Annotated in this window: 23 protein-coding genes and 3 pseudogenes; 14 read left to right on the top strand and 12 right to left on the bottom strand. The window is 61.0% G+C overall.

The genetic code is table 11. The features are described 5' to 3' along the window. The first annotated feature begins 393 nt into the window (after positions 1-393). On the top strand, positions 394-756 hold the full coding sequence (locus QJT78_RS40585; protein WP_038953418.1) for a hypothetical protein: 363 nt from the start codon (positions 394-396) through the stop codon (positions 754-756). A 338-nt stretch (positions 757-1,094) separates the two neighbouring features. On the opposite strand, the gene QJT78_RS40580 is transcribed toward QJT78_RS40585, so the two are convergent. Beyond that, positions 1,095-1,490, bottom strand: a complete 396-nt coding sequence (locus QJT78_RS40580; protein ID WP_038944821.1) for a response regulator — start codon at positions 1,488-1,490, stop codon at positions 1,095-1,097. A gap of 621 nt (positions 1,491-2,111) precedes the next feature. On the opposite strand from QJT78_RS40580, the gene QJT78_RS40575 reads away from it, so the two are divergent. The 4 genes and pseudogenes from QJT78_RS40575 to QJT78_RS40560 all read left to right on the top strand — a co-directional run bounded on the left by QJT78_RS40575 (position 2,112) and on the right by QJT78_RS40560 (position 4,386). After that, positions 2,112-2,996, top strand: coding sequence for a hypothetical protein (locus QJT78_RS40575; RefSeq protein ID WP_038944822.1), 885 nt, complete (start codon positions 2,112-2,114; stop codon positions 2,994-2,996). Between the two features lie 216 nt (positions 2,997-3,212). Further along, positions 3,213-3,323 (top strand): annotated as a pseudogene (locus QJT78_RS40570) (PRC-barrel domain containing protein); the annotation flags it as partial. A gap of 168 nt (positions 3,324-3,491) precedes the next feature. Then, complete coding sequence (locus QJT78_RS40565; RefSeq protein ID WP_100214140.1) at positions 3,492-4,034, top strand: hypothetical protein; 543 nt, start codon at positions 3,492-3,494, stop codon at positions 4,032-4,034. A gap of 169 nt (positions 4,035-4,203) precedes the next feature. Then, complete coding sequence (locus tag QJT78_RS40560) at positions 4,204-4,386, top strand: hypothetical protein (RefSeq protein ID WP_028154091.1); 183 nt, start codon at positions 4,204-4,206, stop codon at positions 4,384-4,386. Between the two features lie 355 nt (positions 4,387-4,741). Here the strand turns inward: QJT78_RS40560 and QJT78_RS40555 are convergent, their stop codons facing one another. Beyond that, positions 4,742-4,945, bottom strand: coding sequence for a cold-shock protein (locus QJT78_RS40555; protein WP_028154090.1), 204 nt, complete (start codon positions 4,943-4,945; stop codon positions 4,742-4,744). 203 nt (positions 4,946-5,148) lie between these two features. Between QJT78_RS40555 and QJT78_RS40550 the strand changes: the two genes are divergently transcribed. From QJT78_RS40550 to QJT78_RS40535, 4 genes and pseudogenes are all read left to right on the top strand, one after another. After that, complete coding sequence (locus tag QJT78_RS40550) at positions 5,149-5,574, top strand: hypothetical protein (RefSeq protein WP_028154089.1); 426 nt, start codon at positions 5,149-5,151, stop codon at positions 5,572-5,574. Positions 5,575-5,736: 162 nt separating this feature from the next. Beyond that, positions 5,737-6,357 (top strand): annotated as a pseudogene (locus QJT78_RS40545) (PHP domain-containing protein); the annotation flags it as partial. 16 nt (positions 6,358-6,373) lie between these two features. Continuing rightward, complete coding sequence (locus QJT78_RS53270) at positions 6,374-7,003, top strand: MOSC domain-containing protein (RefSeq protein ID WP_335337553.1); 630 nt, start codon at positions 6,374-6,376, stop codon at positions 7,001-7,003. A 46-nt stretch (positions 7,004-7,049) separates the two neighbouring features. Beyond that, a complete protein-coding gene (locus QJT78_RS40535) occupies positions 7,050-8,462 on the top strand; it encodes a TAXI family TRAP transporter solute-binding subunit (protein WP_049807931.1) in 1,413 nt (470 codons plus the stop codon). Between the two features lie 719 nt (positions 8,463-9,181). Here the strand turns inward: QJT78_RS40535 and QJT78_RS40530 are convergent. The 3 genes from QJT78_RS40530 to QJT78_RS40520 are packed head-to-tail and all read right to left on the bottom strand — an operon-like array spanning position 9,182 to position 10,651. Beyond that, a complete protein-coding gene (locus QJT78_RS40530; protein ID WP_193375981.1) occupies positions 9,182-9,334 on the bottom strand; it encodes a hypothetical protein in 153 nt (50 codons plus the stop codon). 56 nt (positions 9,335-9,390) lie between these two features. Beyond that, entirely contained in the window at positions 9,391-9,711 is a 321-nt protein-coding gene (locus QJT78_RS40525) for a hypothetical protein (RefSeq protein WP_028153983.1), read from the bottom strand. 25 nt (positions 9,712-9,736) lie between these two features. Then, on the bottom strand, positions 9,737-10,651 hold the full coding sequence (locus QJT78_RS40520) for a DUF1236 domain-containing protein (RefSeq protein WP_240537737.1): 915 nt from the start codon (positions 10,649-10,651) through the stop codon (positions 9,737-9,739). Between QJT78_RS40520 and QJT78_RS40515 the strand changes: the two genes are divergently transcribed. Beyond that, the gene (locus tag QJT78_RS40515; protein WP_240537738.1) at positions 10,650-10,838 is read left to right on the top strand and encodes a hypothetical protein; all 189 of its coding nucleotides are present in this window, start codon (positions 10,650-10,652) and stop codon (positions 10,836-10,838) included. The genes QJT78_RS40520 and QJT78_RS40515 overlap by 2 nt on opposite strands. Positions 10,839-11,063: 225 nt before the next feature. Beyond that, on the top strand, positions 11,064-11,291 hold the full coding sequence (locus tag QJT78_RS40510; RefSeq protein WP_038383553.1) for a hypothetical protein: 228 nt from the start codon (positions 11,064-11,066) through the stop codon (positions 11,289-11,291). A 225-nt stretch (positions 11,292-11,516) separates the two neighbouring features. Here the strand turns inward: QJT78_RS40510 and QJT78_RS40505 are convergent, their stop codons facing one another. The 5 genes and pseudogenes from QJT78_RS40505 to QJT78_RS40485 all read right to left on the bottom strand — a co-directional run bounded on the left by QJT78_RS40505 (position 11,517) and on the right by QJT78_RS40485 (position 14,297). Next, positions 11,517-12,026: a PRC-barrel domain-containing protein gene (locus QJT78_RS40505; RefSeq protein WP_028153980.1), complete on the bottom strand. Its 510-nt coding sequence runs from the start codon at positions 12,024-12,026 to the stop codon at positions 11,517-11,519. 179 nt (positions 12,027-12,205) lie between these two features. Continuing rightward, positions 12,206-13,247, bottom strand: a pseudogene (locus tag QJT78_RS40500) (glycosyltransferase family 4 protein). A 3-nt stretch (positions 13,248-13,250) separates the two neighbouring features. Further along, entirely contained in the window at positions 13,251-13,373 is a 123-nt protein-coding gene (locus QJT78_RS40495) for a hypothetical protein (RefSeq protein ID WP_272481429.1), read from the bottom strand. Positions 13,374-13,677: 304 nt separating this feature from the next. Continuing rightward, complete coding sequence (locus QJT78_RS40490) at positions 13,678-14,085, bottom strand: hypothetical protein (protein ID WP_028153977.1); 408 nt, start codon at positions 14,083-14,085, stop codon at positions 13,678-13,680. Beyond that, positions 14,082-14,297 (bottom strand): hypothetical protein, encoded by a 216-nt coding sequence (locus tag QJT78_RS40485; RefSeq protein WP_028153976.1) that lies wholly within the window; start codon positions 14,295-14,297, stop codon positions 14,082-14,084. Before QJT78_RS40485 ends, QJT78_RS40490 begins: the two co-directional genes overlap by 4 nt. 270 nt (positions 14,298-14,567) lie before the next feature. Here QJT78_RS40485 and QJT78_RS40480 point away from each other — a divergent pair, with 270 nt between their 5' ends. Beyond that, positions 14,568-15,071, top strand: coding sequence for a hypothetical protein (locus QJT78_RS40480; protein WP_272481430.1), 504 nt, complete (start codon positions 14,568-14,570; stop codon positions 15,069-15,071). Here QJT78_RS40480 and QJT78_RS40475 read toward each other — a convergent pair. Next, positions 15,052-15,429, bottom strand: coding sequence for a hypothetical protein (locus QJT78_RS40475; RefSeq protein WP_155258192.1), 378 nt, complete (start codon positions 15,427-15,429; stop codon positions 15,052-15,054). The genes QJT78_RS40480 and QJT78_RS40475 overlap by 20 nt on opposite strands. 135 nt (positions 15,430-15,564) lie before the next feature. Continuing rightward, a complete protein-coding gene (locus QJT78_RS40470) occupies positions 15,565-15,912 on the bottom strand; it encodes a DUF1236 domain-containing protein (protein WP_028153974.1) in 348 nt (115 codons plus the stop codon). A 1,035-nt stretch (positions 15,913-16,947) separates the two neighbouring features. On the opposite strand from QJT78_RS40470, the gene QJT78_RS40465 reads away from it, so the two are divergent. Beyond that, positions 16,948-17,571, top strand: a complete 624-nt coding sequence (locus tag QJT78_RS40465; RefSeq protein ID WP_028153973.1) for a response regulator transcription factor — start codon at positions 16,948-16,950, stop codon at positions 17,569-17,571. Positions 17,572-17,844: 273 nt separating this feature from the next. Then, on the top strand, positions 17,845-20,094 hold the full coding sequence (locus QJT78_RS40460; protein WP_162136551.1) for a response regulator transcription factor: 2,250 nt from the start codon (positions 17,845-17,847) through the stop codon (positions 20,092-20,094). Positions 20,095-20,470: the final 376 nt, after the last annotated feature.

Genomic DNA, 20,470 nt, shown 5'->3' with positions numbered 1-20,470 from the left:
GTCTCAAAAGTTCTTCTGGAGTGATCATCGATGGTGTCCACCTCGTTCATGGTGGACACCTCATCCCATCCCCGCGCTCAACTGCATAGGTGCGTAGAAAGGAGCGCTTACTGTTGATCACTTGTTCAGCCTTCCTGTTGCCCGCGCGGGACGTGGGATCGCCTCTCCCCGCTGGCTTGCTTTCTACCATGTTAGGCCCCTCAAATCAGCTTCGGACACCAGGTTAGATACGGACAGCGCCAGCTTGAGTTTTGAAAAGGAACTACAATGGCGGGCGATTATTTGAGTCGTCGCCGGCTCGCTGCCAAAGCTGGCGGAGCGGCCCCGGCCTACCCCCTTGATCCCCCCGCAGCCGGGGCCGTTCTCTTCGCCCTTGTCGTATCGGGGTAGCGTATGCGTTCCTCGCCCTCGATCGTGCCGGCCGACCGCCTCGACCGCGACATCTATCTGGTGCTTGAAGACTTCGGTGCGCGTGCCGGTTGCGCCTGGCGCGAGACCGACGAGGCTGCCACCGACCTCGAGATCATCCTGCAAAATCTCCTGTCCGGCCAGTACGCCTATCCGGTTCGAATTATAACCTTCAATCCCGTCGAAGGGTGGTCGCGGGATGCGACTTCCGATGTCGCCGACGCACTGGCCCAGCGCGCAGCCGACACCGACGCCAAGATCTCGTCTGCGCTGCAAGACTTCATCGCCGCTAACGCCACAAAGCGCTTCGACATGCAGCTCGCGCTGCCCTTGCGCGGGGTCGCCTGATGTCCAGCGAGGGTAAGCCGGCAGCGGCCGGTGCCACGACCGCGACGTGCGTCAACTGTGAAAGTCTCGGCTGGGTTTGCGAGAACCACCCGGACCGCCCATGGGAAGGCCCACGCGCCTGCATCTGTGGCGGCGCTGGTGCACCCTGCCCGGCCTGCAACGCTGCTGGCGAAGGTGAAGCGCCGCGCATGCCGGAAGGCTTTCGGGTGGAGGTCGACAAGGACGGCTGGCGACACTGAGGCGTCTTGTGACTTCAGAACGAGGCCCGGCATGAGCTATATGCCAGACCTCGTGCCCTGAACGACTTGGGCGGCAAGCCGTCCTTAGGCGCTAAAGATTTACGCTGCTCCCCGAGGCTTGTTTTGCGTTTTTTCAGGCTCTCCATTCAGTAGGACAGCATCGATTGTGTGCTTGAGCGCAACCGGCGTACAGGGTTTGACGAGGACAGGCATTTTTTCAAATCCGTCGGGCAGACCTGCACTTCCGTAACCGCTCAAGAAAAAGAAGGGCAGCCCCCGGCCCCTCACTACCTCGGCAACTGGCTGCACGTTGATGCCTTGCAAATTGATGTCGAGGATCGCGAGATCATAGCCCTCAAGTTCTGCAAGAGCTCGCGCTTGATCCACGCTTCCCGCCTCGGCGATGACTCTGTGCCCCAATTCCTCAACCATCTCGACAAGCATCATTCGAATGAGCGCCTCATCTTCGACAAGCAATATCGATGCTTGCGTCATGTCTTGCCTCAATCCCTGCTCGCACCGGCCACCGAGAGCCCGTTAAGAGGCTGAGAGACCGCAGTCGTAAGCCGCGCCGGCGCAAAAAGTTTCTGGATCTTCGACAAGGCCTTGGATCGCATCGTCGTTTTCAATCACCAAGACGATCGGTAGCATTTCGTCAAAAGTCTTCCCGGGCACACGAGCACTGGACGTTACAAAGTGCACACAAGCCGAAAGTTCCCGAGTTACTGGGAAAATTCGGCAAACTCCGGACGCGCATAAACCAATTCCGAGATACGGCAATGCCACGCGAGTCCGAGACGCGTCCGGCCAGGGCGGCTCTGGTCCCGGCAGCGATCAGGGCGGCCCCAAAAGCAACAGGAAGTAAGCCTGGCTCCTCCGGGGATTTGCTTCCCAGCCGCGTTGCTTGCCCGGCAACGCGGCTGTTCTTTTACGACCGGGGTCGCGCGGGTGTGCGACCTGGCGGGAAACGTCTGGATCTGGATAGAGGAACCCTCACGCACGCCTGGCATTGAAGTGGCGAAGAGGAGGACTTCGCATGAATGGAATCATCTATCTCGTTGGCCTGATCGTCATCGTCATGTTCATTTTGTCTCTACTCGGTCTCCGGTAGACGCCATGGCCATTGAACCAATCTCCGGGATCGCATCCGAAACAGCCACCGCATCCAACCTGACCAGGCCCTGGGGTTTGCAGTGGACACCCATCGTTGTTGGAGCATTCGTCGCTACGGCCTTGTCCCTGATACTCATCTCCTTTGGAACAGCGCTTGGACTGGGCATGGCCTCCGCTGCGCCGACCTGGAGAGATGCCTCCGTTGCGCTATGGCTGTTGTCGGGCGTCTATCTGATCTTTCAGTCCCTCATCAGTTTTGGCTGCGGCGGCTATTTTGCCGGGCGCGTGCGGCCGCCTTACGCTTCCGCAACCGATGACATCGAGACGCGCGACGGACTGCATGGCGTTGCTGCCTGGGCGCTCGCGGTCTTGATGGGAGCGGTTCTAACTGCGTTGATAGCAGGCGCCGCAAACCGCCCGTCCGCGACGACGCAGCCGCCCTCGGCTACCGAACCGTCGGTCCTAAGTTACGAGCTGGATCATCTTTTCCGTGCGCCCCGGCGGCCGCCGAACGTTGACCTTACAGGTGAGCGTGCTGAAGCCGCCCGCATTCTGGCAACCGCTTCGAGCCACCGCGGCGTCCTCCCCGAAGATCGCACTTATCTAGTTCAGCAGGTCACGGCACTGACCGGGCTTGCAGCATCGGACGCTGAAAGGCGGGTGGATACAACGTTGGCAAATGCAAAGAGCGCGATCTCGAGGGCTCGCGCGGCGAGCATCATCATCGCTTTCTCGGCCGCTGCAGCGTTGCTGTTCGGGGCTGCGGCGGCTTGGGCTGGCGCAGAAGCTGGGGGCCGGCATCGCGATGGCGAGCCGATTTCCGAGTGGATGGCTCATTCCAATCGATGGCACAAAAGCCGCGTCGCGGATCCCCGGCCACTACCTTGACCTCATTTTGCCGCACAGGGTCGCGGGCTGGAATCCTGTGACCTTCCGATGCGCCGGTTGTCGGGGTGGTGAATTCATCACGACGCGCGAAGTACGAGATCAGTTTTTGCCGCGTCGCTCGCTTGTCTATAGCTCTCCGCCGAACCTTTAAAACGTAGGAACGATCGCCTCTCGATCACAGTTGTCGTGCGTCAATGTTTCTAGGAGGAGACGACGATGGAAACGGAAAGGCGTGAAACAGGTACGCTGATCGGTAGCGACAAAGTCGAAGGCACAGCGGTCTATGGGTCCGACGCCCAGAAGATCGGTTCGATTGAGCGCGTCATTCATTTTTGACGTGCGATTCAACACGGCGACCATCATGCTGAGTGGCGCGTCAGACCCCGATTATTCCGGTGAGGATGCGGCGCGCTATTGCCTCTATTGCCTTCCCTATCCTCGCTCAGAGCAGAGCGTTGCTCCTTACTGCGCGAGCCTGATCAAGTCTTATGATCGATGATTCCCAGCGCAGCTAAAACACGAAACAATCACTATGTCCCGCAATGGCACCAAGAAGGGTTCGCCCAACTGACGGGGTCGAGCATTTTTACCGACAGCGCGTATCGATGGCGCGAGATCAGAGGCGCTATTGCCAGCAAGGAAGCGCGCCTCGCTAAGCTTTCATCCAACTTCAAAAGCACCACGTTCCAGATGCCAACAACGGTAGTCGATGCCGTAAATTCGATAGATGAAGGAGCTACCGCAACCTATCCGGCTCTGATGGCTGATATCTTCAAATATCTACTCAGAGCGAACAATAGCGGCATGCCAAAGCCCAACGTGGAAGATCGCCTCGCTGCGCGGTTTTCGCGATTGCATTCGACCGCACAAACATCGCTTGGGAAAAAAATGGAATGGCCGATCGCTTCGCAGATCACCAGCGCATTTCCGTCAGGCGGCATACAACATAACAACGTTAATCGTCTTCTGCTGATGTCTAGCTCCGAGCACCATCTCGCTAGCGTTCCGATGGCTTTCCTAATTTCCCGACAGGATTGACCAACTTTGCGCGCCGCCCTCCTCGCCCTCACCGCTCGTCGCGGCCTCACCGGCCTTCCCGCTCTATCCTCAGGCCAGGTGTGCACGGAGCGTTGCGTCACACCATCCCGCGTGACGGTCGTACCTTCCATGTGCTAGACCGCGCCATCAACATTGATGGAGCGCCGCCTTGGCCAAGAAGACAAAGAAGACTGTTCGTCGCGAGTGGACTGCTGCCGATATCAGAGACTTGAAGGCGCACTCCAAGGCGCGGACGCCTGTCGTCAAAATAGCCAAGATGACCAAGCGAACCGAGGGCGCGCTCCGTCAGAAGGCGCTCGTATTGGGAGTTGGTTTAGGTCATCAGCGGTGATTGGATCGCTGGCTTGATCGTACCAAGCTCGTTGAGCGAGTCCGCCAAATTCCGATGACGTTAACGCTCGCATCTGCGCGGATCAGGTGCAGACTGCTGCGTCCGTCGCCGGAGAGCTTTCGCGGCCTTTGGGTTGAGGGCTCGCCTTCGCCAGCCCCGGCGGGCCTCCTCAGTCAGCAAAGCTGAGGCATTTAATTGTCCCGAAGTGTGACTTCGACGACATTGCGCCCCGGTACTCGCGCTGTAGGCTTCATCTCGCCGGGGCTGGACCACATATTTCACCTATTTTTATTGATCCCGGTGGCCGCAGTGGTCCGCCGCTGCGGCCTTTCTGTTGAACAACACAATGGGCGCATCACCCGATTCGTAGATTATCCGCCGAGTCTTTTCCGCGATTGTTCACGACGTCGAAGCTAACCTTGGCTCCCTCTGCGAGTGAGGTGAAACCAGCCTTCTCGACTGCCGAGATATGGACAAACACATCTTTGCCGCCGTTGTCAGGTTGAATGAACCCGTAGCCCTTCGTCGGGTTGAACCACTTTACCGTCCCCATTGCCACTTAACTTCTCCATTTTCCAAAAAGCAAAACTAGTGCCCGAATTTCGACGAAAGAAAGGCTGGTCGCAACCGCGCTCATGCGCCGGAGGTACGCGAGCCGAGGATGTCGTTTTACGTCGTGTGAACCTCTTCACATGGGTATGACATCAGGACGGTTAATCTCCAGTCGCTGGCGAGAGATTTCAGGTACAGCGGGAGGCGGCCGTGGCAGCAGACACAAAGGCGGACGACTGGTTTATTGCTGCGCACGTGCTGAGGGTACGCACGTCGTCGGGCACCGCATCGATATCGTTTAAGATTGGCAGCAGAGTAGCTAATATCGCAGCACTTTTAGGTTGCTCCGGACCAATCTCTGGAAGCGGTGTTTCGGACACGGACTTCCAACTAGATTCGCAACTTATGCGCAACATCAGCGGTCCATGGTCATTGAAGGACGTCAAGGGCCACCGAGGTGACGTCACGCAAAACGTGTCATTTTTTCCTGATGCGTTGTCGGGCGCGGCGTTTAATAAGAGCGGAAGCGTCTTTTTTAATTTCGAGATACCAAACCCGAGCTCCATGACCTTTACGATCAAGGGCCAGTGGATGGTAAAGATGGTCCTCAATCTTGGCACGACGTTTGTAATTTAGTCCGATCCTCGCGTCTTGACATGAAAGTTAGTCGAACAGGTCATCGGCTTCTTCCTCTGGGCACACGCGCTTGTCGGGTAGTTCCTCCCTTATTTAGCCAACACTAAGGTTTCTTGCCTCGGTTTTCCTTTTCCGGTGTCCTGACGGCGCGGCCCGTCAGTTACGCGCCAGCGCGGTTTCGAATATTTCGGGGTCGCCGACCATTCCAAGTCCGCGCACTATGCGGGCGGTCTCTCGGAGGAGGAGATCGCGCAGCAGCGCCGGGAAGCGGACCGCTTGAACAAGCGTTTCGGCAAGGATTTCCGGATACTTAAAGGCATCGAGTCCGACATCCTGGCGGACGGATCGCTCGACTATCGGGATGAGGTGCTGGAGCGCTTCGACTTCGTGGTCGCGAGCATCCACGGCCGCTTCAAACTGGACCGCAAGGCCCAGACGCAGCGCATGCTTCGGGCCATCTCGCACCCTCACACCACCATCATCGGCCACATGACCGGGCGCCAGCCTCCAGCGGCGGCCAGGCTACGAAATCGATGTCGAGAAGGTGCTGCACGCCTGCGCCAAGCACGACGTCGTGGTCGAGATCAATGCCCACCCGTGGCGCCTCGACTTGGATTGGCGCTGGCACCAGGCCGCCCTCGACTTCGGCTGCATGCTAAGCATCAAGACCACATGCACTGGGGCGTCGAGATGGCCCGGAAGGGCGGTGTCCCTGCCGACCGGGTCCTGAACGCGATGGCCCTTCCGGAGATCACGCGCTACCTGCGCCAGAAGCGGCGCTCGACGCCCGCGCGGCCTGATGCCGCAGGCGCTCTCGCTGGAGGGCACCGTGGTCGCGGTCGCCGCCGATCGCGGTCACCACTTCAGCAAACCGCCGCAGGACCGGATCGTGCTGGTGGAAGGCCATGGTGTCGAAGGCGACGCCCACGCCGGCCCGTTTGTCCGGCACCGCTATCTCGCCCGCCGCCAGCCCAGCCTGGCCAATCACCGGCAGGTTCACCTGATCCCGTCCGAGCTCTTCGCCTCCCTCTCGGATGCGGGCTTCAAGGTCGGAGCGGGAGACCTGGGCGATAACATCACCACTGCCGGCCTGGACCTCGAGCGGATGCCGCTCGGGACGCTCATCGAGCTTGGACCCGCTGCGATCGTGGAGCTGACCGGCCTCCGGACGCCGTGTGTCCTCATCGACCGCTTCCGGGCCGGTCTGAGGCGGCATGTGCTCTCGTCGGCAAAAACGGGCCCTCGGCTCAAATGCGGGGTGCTGGGCGTGGTAAGGTCGGGGGAAGGGTCGCGGCTGGCGATAGCGCGCGAATTCGGCTTCCTTCTGTCTTTCGTGATCTACCGGCTCTCTAGGGTGGACGCCCTTGTCCGTACATCCAAGAAGTGCGCCGGTTCGGGAACGGCTCGGAGATCCGCAAGTTCCCGGTAGAGAGCTGGGACGCAGGACGCGCAGAAAGCGGACCATCGGAGAGCAAATGTCCTCCTCCAGTGGCAGCAACAGGCAAGATATTCAGCGGCGAAAGACCCGCTTGTTGTTGCTGGTCCTGGCCGTTGGATTCGCGGTCTTTCTGGCCGCTGGCGGAGCTCTCTATTACGTCCTGCAGCCCACGACGCTTCGGGTCGCCGTGGGACCGACCGGCAGCGAAGACCACGCGGTGGTAGAGGCCATGGCCGAGGCGTTCGCCGACGAAAGCCGTACCGTGATGCTGTCCCCGGTAACGACCGCTGGCGCGGCCGAATCGCTCGCCCTGCTCGGCAATGGCAAGGCCGAGCTCGCGGTCGGCCGCGCTGATCTGAGCATGCCTTCGGACGCACAGACAGTCGCCGTGCTGCGCAAGAACTACGTCGTGCTGTGGTCATTTTCCGGCGGCGGCAAGGTCGCGAAAAAGAAGAACGCTACAAAGATCGCTGAAATAGCTGACCTCGCCGGACGCAAGGTCGGCGTCATAGGCAGGACCGCAGCAAACGCGTCGGTCCTGCGGGTTATCCTCGATGGGTCCGGCGTGGAGCCGGACAAGGTCGGCGTGGCGCAGTTCAGCACGGACGAGATCGAAAAACTCGCGCAAGATCGCACGATCGAAGCGTACCTGGCCGTGGGGCCGCTCGACAGCAAGATCACAGCCGACGCGATCGCGGCGACAGCCCGCACGCGCGGCACGCCGAAGTTCCTCCCGATCGACGCATCTGAGGCCATCGCGTTGAAGCACTCGCGCTATGAGGCCGAGGAGATTCCGCCCAGTGTCTTCAACGCGAAACCGGCATGGCCTGAGGAAAAGGTCGATACGATCGCTGTCAGCCACTTGATCCTGGCCAGAAAAGGGCTTTCCGAAGCCAAGGCGGCGGCCTTCTATCGGCAGCTTTTCGCGGTCCGGGATACCATCACCCAGCATGCCGCCGGCGCCGCCCATATCACCAAGCCGGAGACCGAGAAGGAGGCTGAGCCGTCCGTGCACCGCGGCGCCGCCGCCGTCATCAACGGCACGGAACGGACATTCCTGGACAAGTACAGCGACTACATTTGGTTTGCCTTGTTGCTGCTGTCCGGCATTGGCTCGGCCGCTGCATGGCTGCGTCGTTATCTCAACCGGGACGAACGGGACGAAAACACCGTCCATCGCAACCGGATCCTTGCCGCGGCTTCCGAGATTCGCGCCGTCCAATCCGAAAGCGAGTTCGCGGCGACTCAACGCGAGGTCGATGCCATCATCAAGGAAGCCCTCACTTGTTTCGACGAGGGGGCCATCGAACAAGAGGACCTGGCTGCCTTTGCCCTGGCCCTCGAACTATTCGATCATGCTGTGGCGGAGAGGCGCGCGGAATTGCAGGCTGGCCTGATGGACCCGGCGCGAGCACCTACCGGTGCGCCCACCCTGGCCTCTCGCCGATGACAGGCCGCCGACGGCACCGTCGCGCGACAGCTCCCGGTGCTGAAACAAAATCGTTATGGCTTCGACATTTTGCGCCTATACCTGATGCGTCGCAATTGTGCTCCTCCACCTTTGCGCCGCGCGCCGATGCCTATGTCCAGCGTTTCCCGCTCGATGAGCCCGCCCTCCCACAGCCGGTCGAGTGTCTTCGCAACTTCAGCGTTTCTCCGCCCGAAATGCGCTGAATCTCGGCGGCCGTCTGCCACTCGCGACCCACCAGCTCCGCCAGCTTTCTATCGAGCGGGCGCGTCCACCCTTTCCATACTTCTGAGGTTCTCCTAGACCTTGGTCGCCTTCCAGATCCCGCTGCACTTAGCTGCGCCTGAATAGCCACTCCAAGTTCCCGATCCGCTTGTCGGCTCCAATCTGCCGGCACCCGCGGCATGTTTATCCCGAACCGTTACAGAAGCGCGCACCGCACCGGTCTTCGATACGCGCCCCCGAAAATCTGACAAGGTTGGGATGAGAGATGTTGCCATTCGAGATGTTCACGTCGAAGTTGTAGCTAGGCGCAAGATCCGGACCGTGTCTCGAAGATCAAGTTCCACGCACCGTCGAAGGCGCCTATCGGATAGGAGCGGGCCTCGGCGCAATTGATATAGGCGACGGCTAGACAGCCCGCCGTCAAGTTGGCAACTAATCGCATCATCGTCATCGCCTCAAATGCTGAGTGAGTCTCGCTATTCGCCGCTCGTCAGAGCGCCCTGTGGCTCCAGCAGCTTGAGAGCGGTGAGCAGTGCCTGGATTTCGGCGCGCTCGTTCGGGGCGGGATCGGCTTCGAGCCGCGCCAGCAATTGCTCTTTTTGTACTATCAGCTTCGCAAGAGCGGACATCTTTTCACCGTAGATTACCAGCGAAAGGGCCGCTCGGAGAGCGGCCCTTGTCTTACTCACCAGCTCCGGGTACCGAAGCTGAACCCGATGCTCGGCCCGCCGCCGTAGTAGCCGTAGCCGCGGTCGTAGTTACCGGGTCCGCCGTAGTAGCCGTAGCTGCGGCGCGCGACGTAGGCGTCGTCGTCGCCGTAGTAGCGCTGAACGTAGCGCGGACCGCGGGTCCGGAAACAGCGGCCGTACTCGTTGCAGACGAGCCGGACCTGCTCCGTTCCAGAGGAAAGCCCGGTCGGGCCTGGGGCGGTCGGATTGAGCGGAGCGGCGATCGCAGCCGATCCCAGAAGGGAGGCGGCGAACAGTCCCAGTACGATAGTCTTCATGGATGTTCTCCTTTCCGTGGCGAGATCAGTCGATCTCTTCGATGATGCGACGCTCATGGGGTTCGACGATATAGGTGCGGCTGTCCCGGTTGATGTATCGGTACTCGCGCAAGGTCGGAGCATCCCGATAGACTTCTTCCGGAAACGCTTCGATCTCCACGCCTTCGGGCACACGCTCGCCGGTCCGGATCTCGGTGCGGACGGCGCTGCCGGTCGTGCGGCGCTCGCGCTCAACTTGGCGCGCCTTGGCCTGCTTGCGGATCACCTCACGGTCGCGATCGCTGAACGTGACCTTGCGCTGCTCGGTGCGTGCCGGGGCGGCAGCCGTGGAGCGACCCGAATACGGCATGACCGCCACGATCTTGTAGCTGGACGGTTCTACGATGACGATCTCGTCCTTCACCAGGACGAAGTCGTAGCCCCGATACTGCGGCACAATCTCGACCACCTCCGTCGGCAGCGGCTGCAGACGGACGTCGCGCGGCACGGCGGTGCCGACCGAGAGCGAGAAGTTGACGTTGGCGAGGGGCTGCACGTTCAGGTGCGAGATCGACGCGCTGATGCGGGTCCGCTGTTGATCGTTGACGTTCACCGACGCGCTCTCGTTGGTGTTCGAAGAGCGATCCGCCGTGTTCTGCCGGTCGTTTGGCTGCTGCGCCGTGTTGGTCGAACCGCTGCCCGTCGGCGACTGCGCCTGGTTGGTGCCCGAGGCGGGCGGATTGGTGCTCTGCGACTGGGTGTTCGTGTTCGACGGAGGGTTGGTCTGCGCCTGGTTCGAAGGCGTCGTGGTCTGATTAGAGGGCTGGTTGGTCTGGGCCTGGCTCGAGGTCGGCGCCTCCGTGGCGTTGGTGCCGGTGCTGGAATTAGAAGCCGGATTCGCAGCGTTCTGACCCGTCGAGGACGGCTGCTGTGTCTGGGTCGAATTCGTCGAAGGATTCATGGCCTGCCCGGACGAGCTGGACGACGGGGTCGTGGACGATGATGACGGCGTCGTCGTGGATGTGGAGTCCTGCCACTGCGTCGTTGGCGGATTCGAGCTCGAAGTGTTGGGCGATGACTGCGCGAAAGCCGAGGTTGCGATCGCGACTGCGGCGGTCGTGGCTAAGAATAAACGTTTGTTCATCTGAAAACCTCCCAATTTGGTCGCCCGATAACACGCGGTGGCATAGCGATTTCCAAATCGGGATAATTCGGTAATTGGTCTCTGCTCCCATCTCGAAACGCACCGCTGATATGGCCAACGCTGCGACCGCGCCGATAGCACGCCGTCCATCGTCTTTCGGGAATAAGTGGAACTTCTAACTGGGCGTGTTGTTGGCAGTGACTACTTAACGCCATTGGAGGAGGACATCATGAAGAAGCTGATCGTATGCGGCGCTCTTGCCGCTTTCGCCCTCGGCACACAGGCAGCCAGCGCCGCAGAGTTCTACATCGTCCGCGACGCGACCACCAAGAAGTGCACCGTCGTCGACACCAAGCCGACGACCACGACCACCACCGTCGTGGGAGACGGTGTGTACAAGACCAAGACCGAAGCCGAGTCCGCCGTGAAGACCACGAAGGTCTGCACTGAACAGTAATAAACACCATGCGTCGTTGCCCCGATGTAATCGTTCGGAACAGGTTTGGAGGAGCGCACGCCCGTATTGATCGTATGGCGTTTCCTGGTTGACATGCACTGAGCGAATTGACGCTAAAGCGGCCCGTCCGGCGAACCCGGGCGGGCCGTTTTCTTTGGATTTCCGTGGTTGCGGATGCGCAAAAAAGGGGCCCGTGGGGCCCCTTTTCCGCGAGCGTTTGCTTGCCTAATTGTAGTCTGAGTATTTGAACTGCGGCAGCGCCTTCAACTGCTCCTTGTTGCCATTCATGACAGCGTGGTCAGGCACCCAATCGTTCGTGTTGCGATGGGTGGTGTTCGTGGAAGCGGCGCCGGTGGTCGTGTCACGCGCAGTCGAGTTGCCGCTGGAGGTGGTCCGGACCGGCTCCTCGACGAACTTCAACTTGTCCATGGAGACGGCAATATCGTGCTCGCCCATTCCCAGGAAGCCGCCGACGCCGATCACCACGGCTTCGATCTTGCCGCTCTTGTCGACCAGCAGTTCGTTGATGTCGCCTAGCTTCTCGTTGGCCTCGTTGTAGACGTTCAGACCCATCAGCTTCGAGGCGCGCCAGCTTCCCTTGAGAGCCATCTGCGCATGAGCCGGCTGGCCCGTGGTCGCGGTAGCGGCGCGATCGGCCGGCTGCGTGGATTGCGCGAACGCAGCGCCACCGATCACGGCAGCGCCAAGCAGGGCGACGGCAAGAACGCTTTTCATCTTCTATCTCCTCCAGCGACGTCGGCGTCCGGTCGGATGCCGCGCTCCACAACGCGAGGAGGTTCCGCTTGTTCCCGATGCAGCGCTCGACTCTGGGAGTTCAGTGAAGGATTCACGACGAGCGAATTCAGAAGACGTCTTTGGAGCCTGCGGAGCCCGCCCTCCTCATCGGAGCGCGCCTACCTTCGAGACGGCGTCACGCGCGCGATCAACTCGTACCGGCTTTCGCACTCCCGCGCCATCCGGCTCGCGACGAAGCGCTTCTCGAACCGGGCGCGGACGGCTCTTCTGTCGAGACGGCCGAGATCGTTCACAGCCTCGATCGCCTCCGCGGCGTTCTCGACGACGAAGCCGGTGACGCCGTCCTCCACCACTTCCGGCACCGAGCCGGAGCGGTAAGCGATGACGGGCGTCCCGCAGGCCATCGCCTCGATCATGACGAGGCCGAACGGCTCGGGCCAGTCGATCGGAAACAGCAGGGCGCGCGGCGCCGGCAAGAAACGGTTGCTTCCGCGCCTCGTCGGCTTTGCCGACGAGCTCGATTTTCTCGCCGTCGATGTTCGGTTCGAGCTTCTTCTTGAAGTAAGCCGTCTCCGCGCGCGGTATCTTGGCGGCGATCCGCAGCGGCATCCCGGCAGCACGTGCGATGCGCATCGCGTCTTCGGGGCCCTTGTCGACCGTCAGCCGCCCAAGAAAGGCCAGGTACGAACCAGGCTCATAGGACGGCCGAAAGAGATCCTTCGGCAGACCGTGCTGGATCGTATCGATCCAGTTCGCCTCCAGAAGCGGCCGGCGCTGGTTGTCGGAGATCGAGACGAAAGGGGCTTTCGGAAAGGCTCCGATGACGTCGGGGAGCCCGGGAAGGTCGAGGCGGCCATGCATCGTCGTGAGATACGGGACATCCGTCCGGCTCAGCACGGGAAGGGGCAGCCAGTCGACGTGAGAGTGGATCAGGTCGAAGCCGGCAGCGTGTTCAGCGATAGCTTCGACCAGCATCGCACAGGCGGCGTTGGGATCCACGCCCATCCGTCCCAATCGCAGAGCACGTGGCCACACTGGGTAGAGCTTTGCCTTCGTCCTCGAATCGCCGCTTGCGAACAAGGTGACGTCGTGTCCGAGCTCGACGAGCTCATCCACCAGCCAAGCAATCACGCGCTCCGTCCCACCGTAAAGTCTCGGTGGGACGCTCTCGGCCAAGGGAGCAAGCTGTGCGATCCGCATCGGCTAGGCTCCCAGAACGAAGCGCATGATCACCACCACAACGGCCGAAAGCAGGAAGGAAATCGCGAGCAGCGTCCAACCGGGCTGTGTGCTTCCGCAGGCCACCCGCGCGACGAACATCTTCATGTCCCTCAGCATTCTTCGTCGGGAAGCCGGTCGAGATAGGCTATCCCCAAGCTTGCGAGCTCTTCGGAATCGCTCCGTCGCTCTTCCCATCTCCTCTGCAGGTGACGCTGCAGCAGACAGCGTCGGTCATCTCGCGAATTGATATCGGGGCGCCTCAATCGGTACACCGTCCATGCGGTCTCCGCGGCCATCTTCAACACGACATCGTCGACCATCTACGCGCTCCGGGGCCGCAACCAGTCGGTGCCAACTCGGCGCGCTTGCGAAAGTTTCCGGTTTTTCCCGATCGTGGGCGAAGGACGTATCAGGACGCCTTCGCCCGTGCTCGTTCGCGCGCCGCCCGGCGGCGCTGCAGGCGCCGGCTTCGGGCAGCCCTTGTGGAGGCGAGAAGTCGCGGCGCGGGCTCTACGGCTGCGAGGCGCTCGACGGGAGCGTCGGCCCGTTCCACTTGCGGCTCGGAAGACCTGGCTTCCATGAAGTCGAGGACCGTCCGGCCGTTCTCGGTGATCCGCCATCCGCCGTTCAGGCGCTCGACCAGCGCCTGCGAGAAAATGTCGAGATCGGGGACGCGTGCGGCGAGGCGCTTGGTCCGTTCGGTCCAGTCGCGCCCGCTGGTGGCCAGGATGGCCATGTCGCGCTTGAGGTCCGCCATGACGGCGAAGCCGTCGGGATAGCTCACCAGGATCTTGAGAACCGTGACCTGGAAGTTCACGCCCTGCCCCTGATCAGCGCCACATCGTCGGCGCGTCGCGAAGCCTCGCGACCGACCTTCTTCAGGTTTTCCAGCGCGACGTTGCCCTCGGCGACGGCTTGCAGAATCCTGGAAGCGACGTGCGCGCGAGCGCCGGTTTCGAAGCGCGAGATGTCTGCGCAGACATCGTCGAGGACGGCGCGCAGAAGCGCGGTCGTGGCCGGATCGAACATCGGACCCCCGAGAAAGGCGAGAGCGAAGCCTAGCGCAGAAAAGTCCGTCGGCGAATTCAACATTGTTAACCTCGCCACGTCGGTAGTCCCTCTCTCGCGCCGCAGCATTCCGGTCCTGACTCCGCTGCAATGACCGTTGCTGCTCCAGGCTTGGTGCTTCGAGCGACGCTGTCCCGGCGCGGTGCTCCGATTGCCCTCGTCGCCGGGTCAGCAACCATTGCCTATTTTTCCCGTTATCGGCGGGGCATCCGCAATCTAAAAGGAGTTCCGATGAAGAATATTGCAATGTCGGCGCTGATGGTCGGCGCCCTCGGTCTGGCGTCGGTGGCCACGACATCTCCTGCCGAAGCTCACTGGCGAGGTGGTTGGGGCGGCTGGGGGCCGGGTATCGCCGGCGGCCTGGTTGCGGGTGCCGTGATCGGCGGGATTGCGTCCTCGGCGTACGGCCGGGGACCCGGCTACGACTATTACGGCAGCCCCGGCTACTACGGCGCGGGCTATTACGGCGGCCCACACACCTACGACTATGGCTATGACGAGCCTTATCGCTGGGGCGGCGGCTACACTACCACCTACTACACGGCGCCGTCTCCTACGGCTATCGCTATCGCCGGGTCGTTCGTCCCGCCTACGCCTATTATCGCGGCTCCTATCCGGTCGTACGTCATCGCTGGCATCGCCACCACCACTGGTGACCGGTCGATCGGACGCGATGGAGGCCGCGCTCTGCAAGGCGCGGCCTTTTCCTTCCGGCTCACCACCATCCACCGGTGAATGAGTCGTGTCGCTCGAAGGCAAGCTGCCGCTCGGCCGCTCTCTTCGACGGCTTTGCCGAGCGCTTCGGATGCGGGCGGGACGCTGCGGAGAGGCGTGTTGGCGGGTCTTTCTTGATCTCGACGGTAGGCGCTGCAGGCATGGAGGCCATGGCTTCGCGCACCGGATACGGTTCTTCACGGGCCGGATGGACCTGCGCGATCATCGGAACATCCGTGCGCGGACGCGTGTCAAAGATGATCTTCTCCGGAAGGCTTCTTGCCGAGGCGATCCGGATGATGGTCCTGTCAGGATCGGCCGCCGCCGCGTGCTCGACGGGAGCCGGCAGATAGCGGTCGGCGGCGAAGAGCAGCGCCAACAGCAGCGCGCCGACAAAGACGAAGTATCGACCGATGGGGGCATGGACGGCCGCTCGCAAGGAAGGAATGGGGTATCGGCGGGGCCGGATTGACGTCGAGGCGGGACGCCTTTTGGGCGACCCGCCTCGAAGGACTCAGTCGATCTCCTGGACGACCGTGCGCGTCGATGGATCGACCAGCATCACGCGTTCGCCCGAGTAGACGTAACGATACTTGGTGAGCGAGGGACCCCAGTCGGCGGGGACGGCCTCGAGCTCGACCTCGCGCGGCACCGGCTGGCCGATCACGATCTTCTCGCGGGTCTCCACCGGACGGACCTTGTGTTCGGTCACGTAGGTCCGGATCTTAGTGCGGTATTCCGGCTCGATCTGCACCGCGGCGGCGTGGCCGGCGCCGGTGGTGGTGGTGACGACCGTGGACTGTGCCATCGCGCCCGTCGAGATCAGCGCGGCAGCCGCAGACATCAGCAACAATTTTTTCATCATGTTCTCCTTGCCGCTAGATGCGACGCAGCGAAAACCTCACCACGGCGCTGAAGTTCCTGAGCAAGGATAGAATATTGCCGCTTTTTCCCGATCGTGCGCTTGTCTTCGTCCCCTATCGCTAGGCCGCCCTCGATCTCGCACCGGGGAGAGGTACGCAAAGCGTTCTGGTGATACTGCCTTCGGCGTCGAACCAGAATTTCGTACTCACAGCGCTGCCGTTATAATCTCGGTAGTCGAGCCGAACGCATTCCGGCTCCCGATGGACTTCGTCCAGTTCGAATGCGGCCTCAATTGCGCCGCGTAGCTTGGCCGGCCAATAGCAAAGCAGGCCGGCCTGCCGACGAACCGTTCTCCGCTGCAGCAATCAAGCGTAGCCTGATCTGCATAGAGCGACAGCAAGTCCTCCAAGCGGCGCTCGCGGCATGCATCCAGCCCGACATGGTCCACCTCACAGTTGTCCCCGGTGGCAGGTCTCGTTAGGCCCCGAGACTTGAATGGTGTATGAACCGCCGGTTCTGCTCCCGTTTAGGTCCCGCGAACGTCTGCTTTGTGACCGATCGGCAGAGTGCAGCGCACGATGGTGCGCTCGTCTTCGCATGCAAATTGGAGCTTGCCGTCGAGCGCCCGAACAGGCTCGGACATGCCGGTCAACCCGCGGCAGAATTTCATACCGGGGGTCTTGCGCACATCATCCGCGATCTCGATCAGCAGATTGTCGCCCTCGAGTTTCGCTTCCCGAGCCCGTTGCCAAAGGCGTCCAGCGTCTGCTCCGGATTGCGCGAAGCTTCAAGGGCTCCATTTAGGGCTCTCGCGACGGCGCGTGCGTGCCCCGATTCCTGGGCGCTGAGGATCATCAAAGTGATCGGAAGCAGCAGGCTCTGCCGAAAGGAAAGAACATTACAGATCTTCCGCAATTCGTGCTCCTTCGGTAGGTTCGCCCGACGTCCCGCTCAGATATTTGAACCATACAGTGCTCGCGACGTTCTCCACAACTGGAGGAAGCGACAGCGTGCTAATGAGGACCAGATCAACATGAGGGTATTGATCGTCGACGACCATCCCGTTGTCGTGACCGGCTGCCGGGCTTTGTTCACGTCGGACCCTTCCGTCGAGATCCTGGAGGCTTCCGATGCAAAGGACGGCCACCGTGCGTACTTGCAGAAGCATCCCGACGTCACCGTGGTTGACGTGAGCCTCCCCGATCTTACCGGCTTCGAATTGACCCGGCGAATCCGCAGGGATGATCCGGCCGCCAAAATAGTCATGCTCAGCGTGAGTGAGGATCCGGCGTTCGTGGTGCGCGCTGTGGAGATGGGCATTCAGGGATATGTCTCGAAGAGCGATGATCCTCGGCTCCTGGCCAAGGCCATCCGGAAGGTTGCAGCCGGGGAGCGCTTCGTCTCACCGCGTCTGACGGAAGCGACGACCTTCGCGGGCGCGGCGATCAAGGCCAGCCCTTTGACGCAGATGAGCCCACGCGAACTAGAGATCCTGAGGCTTTTGGGTCGTGGCGACCGCATCTCAGAAGTCGCGTCCGAACTCGGCATCTCCTATAAAACCGTTGCCAACACGACCTCCATGCTGAAGTCCAAGCTCGGCGCTAAAAATCACTCCGACCTCGTCCGGATTGCAGTCGAGATCGATTTGCGCCGGTGAAGGGTCGTCGACTGGGATCCTGTTTTTCTGCAGTTTTCGCGCAATAGCGACATCGGAGAGAGTCCTGCTCTCCCTGCGCACTTGGAGCGGCACGACCTCTGACGTGCGCGCGACGTAAGAGGGCGAGCCATATGCAGCTATCCCGACGAACTAATTGACTCATCGTCAGAAGCATCCGCACGAATTCATTATGACAATTTGGAACGCAATCGACCGAGCGGAGTTACACCGCCGCTTCTCATGTTGTATTGCGAGGCCGAGCGAAGGAAGCCCATGCGTCGCGTTCGACTTGTGATAGCAGATCGACGTCCCATTGTTCTGCAGGGTTTTGCATCGCTGCTCGGAGCGCAGCCCGATTTCGAAGTGGTTGCGTGCTGTCTTGATGGAGCTAGTTGCCTTGCGGCCATTCGCCGTTTGACGCCCGATGTGGTGTTACTGGAGGACGGATTCACCGATGTAACCGCCTCCGACATTCTCGCCGTCGTGGATGACGAAGCCCTTTCCTCCCGGCTGGTGTTCTTCACTGCTACTGTCGCCTGCGGCGATCTTGCCAGGGCACTGGCGACCGGTGCTTGCGGCGCGATTTCGATGAACGCCCAACCAGAAGCGCTGGTCCAGTCCCTGAGGCTGGAAAAACCAGGGTCAGACCTGGCGAGGGTCGGTCACGAAGCTAATGGAATCGCATCGTTCGGCAATAACGTTCTGGCGGTTTTGACCGTCAACGAGCGGACGATCATGGATCTCGTCGCCGAAGGTTTGTCGGACAGTGAAATTGCTCGGGTCCTCGGTGTCTCTCTGGAGATCGTCAGGATTCACATCGACCACGCGCGACAGAAGCTCGGAATCCACAGCCGGACGGAGCTCGCCGCGCTGGCACTGTCGCGCCGTTATGGCGCGATGAGTATCCTGGCAGCTGCGATCTGGGCAGCGTTGGACGATTCGCCCGGTCACGCCGCAACCGAAAGTTTCACGGTCATGGCCGCAAACGGCTGCGCGGAAGTCGTCACCATTAAAATTAGCCGCAAGGAAGCAGTATCAGGTGGCACCCCGGCCAGAGGCGCGAGCAAGGACCGCGCCGGCGCCGCAACCGGGACGTCATCGCCGACCGGCAAACTCGTCGACCCCGTGGCCGAGATTGCCGCGAGCCAATTTGTGCAGGCAGCACTGAACGCGCCGAGGCCGGGTTCGAGCAGCTACAGCATCTTCATGGTTGCAGCTTTCGCCGCCTTGATCTACGAGCTCGATGGTGCCAACCACGCCGTGCAAGCGTTCGATTTCGGCGATGACATCGTCACTTCATCTACCGCAAGCGACGCCAACGGACTGGCATCCGTACTTCCCGGCTTGGCAAATTTCGGCGGCACAGCCGTGTACGATGGGGCGTTCGCATTCGAGTTCGCCCAAGGCGATACAATCGCCACAGACGGCAGCGAGCTTTATGTCGGCAATACCCAAGCGGAGGATGGCGGCAGTCACCGAGAAACTCCTATTCCCCCAGGTTCCGGGACCGTTGATGTTGTTGCGGCGGCCGCGAACGAAGCCGCGCAGCGTGACCTAACGCAGACAGGCCGGGATAACGGGTCAAATCATGGTCGATCGCAATCCGATTTGCGCGCTTCCGACAACAGCTCCGAAGCCGCTAAGCGGGAGGCCCCGGGAGACGATTTAAATCACGGTCAATCGCAGAAGACCCTACATAAGTTCGACCACAGCTCCGGCGCTGCCAAGGGGCACGCCAAGGATGAGGCCGCGGGAGACGGTTTAAATCACGGTCAATCGCAGAAAGCCTTGCATGAGTCCGACAACGGCTCCGGAGCTGCCAAGGGGCACGCCAAGCATGAGGCCTCGGAACACGGTTCAAATCATGGTCAATCTCAGAAGTCACCCCAAGAGTCCGACAACGGCTCCGTGGCCGCAAAGGGGCATGCCAAGCATGAGGCCCTGGGAGACGGTTCAAATCACGGTCACTCTCAGAAAGCAGTGCATGAGTCCGACAACGGCTCCGTAGCCGCCAAGGGGCATGCCAAGCATGAGGCCCCGGGAGAAGATTCGAATCGCGGACAAGCGCACGGCGATTTGCAGACTTTTGAAGACGGTTCCGCGGCCGGCAAGCAACACGCACAGCATCCACAGGCAGGTGATCTAGATACTGGCAAGCCGGAGCAGGATATACCAATGGCGTCCGTAAATTCTGCCAACGACGCACATTCGGCATTGAAGATTAAGACTGAAGGAAAGGGCGGGCCTTCTTCCGACAACGCAGATCAGGCCAAATCAGCGGTTGGCACCGACCTTGGCGATTCCTTTCATTTTAAGAGTGGCGCCGACAATACGTCTTCAGGCATGTATGACCTTCAGCAACTGAGCCACGGAAATGGAAAATCCTATGGAGATGGTCAGCATGCTGTTGCGCACGAGGGGCCGGAGTCGGTCCAGGATGCTGACGGGATTGATATTTCAGATGCGCACCACGAACACTCATGGCACGCCGATCTCCATGCGACTCACGATTTGATTGTGTAGCAATTTACTGATCGAATTGCCGGGCCGCGCTTTTTGTGTATTGCGTAACCGGCTGCATGGGCGTCCCCGCATTCGGGAGGCATTGAGAAGCGGCTTCATGCCGATCATGAATAGCATCGCGGCGATCGGCCTCGTTTCCTTGCCGGGATGATGACGGTCAGATTCTCGCGGCGTCGAGCCGGTCGACGCGGTGAAGTATCAATTGCTGATCATGCTTCTGATCGGCAACTCCAACATGCTGGTCGCCCCCGGTGAGCTTGCGCCGGGAGCTATGGCTGATTTTGGGTGACGCGGCCTGATCAGGCGGCGTGGCTTTCAGTGTTCGGAATGACTTCGATTCCGTCGATGAACTTTACACCGGCGATGACTTTCGGCA

It is taken from the genome of Bradyrhizobium sp. Mp27 (genome assembly GCF_029953005.1).
Lineage (GTDB): Bacteria > Pseudomonadota > Alphaproteobacteria > Rhizobiales > Xanthobacteraceae > Bradyrhizobium > Bradyrhizobium barranii.
The sequence above is the reverse complement of the archived record's forward strand: the minus strand, read 5'-3'. Positions and strand labels throughout refer to the sequence as shown.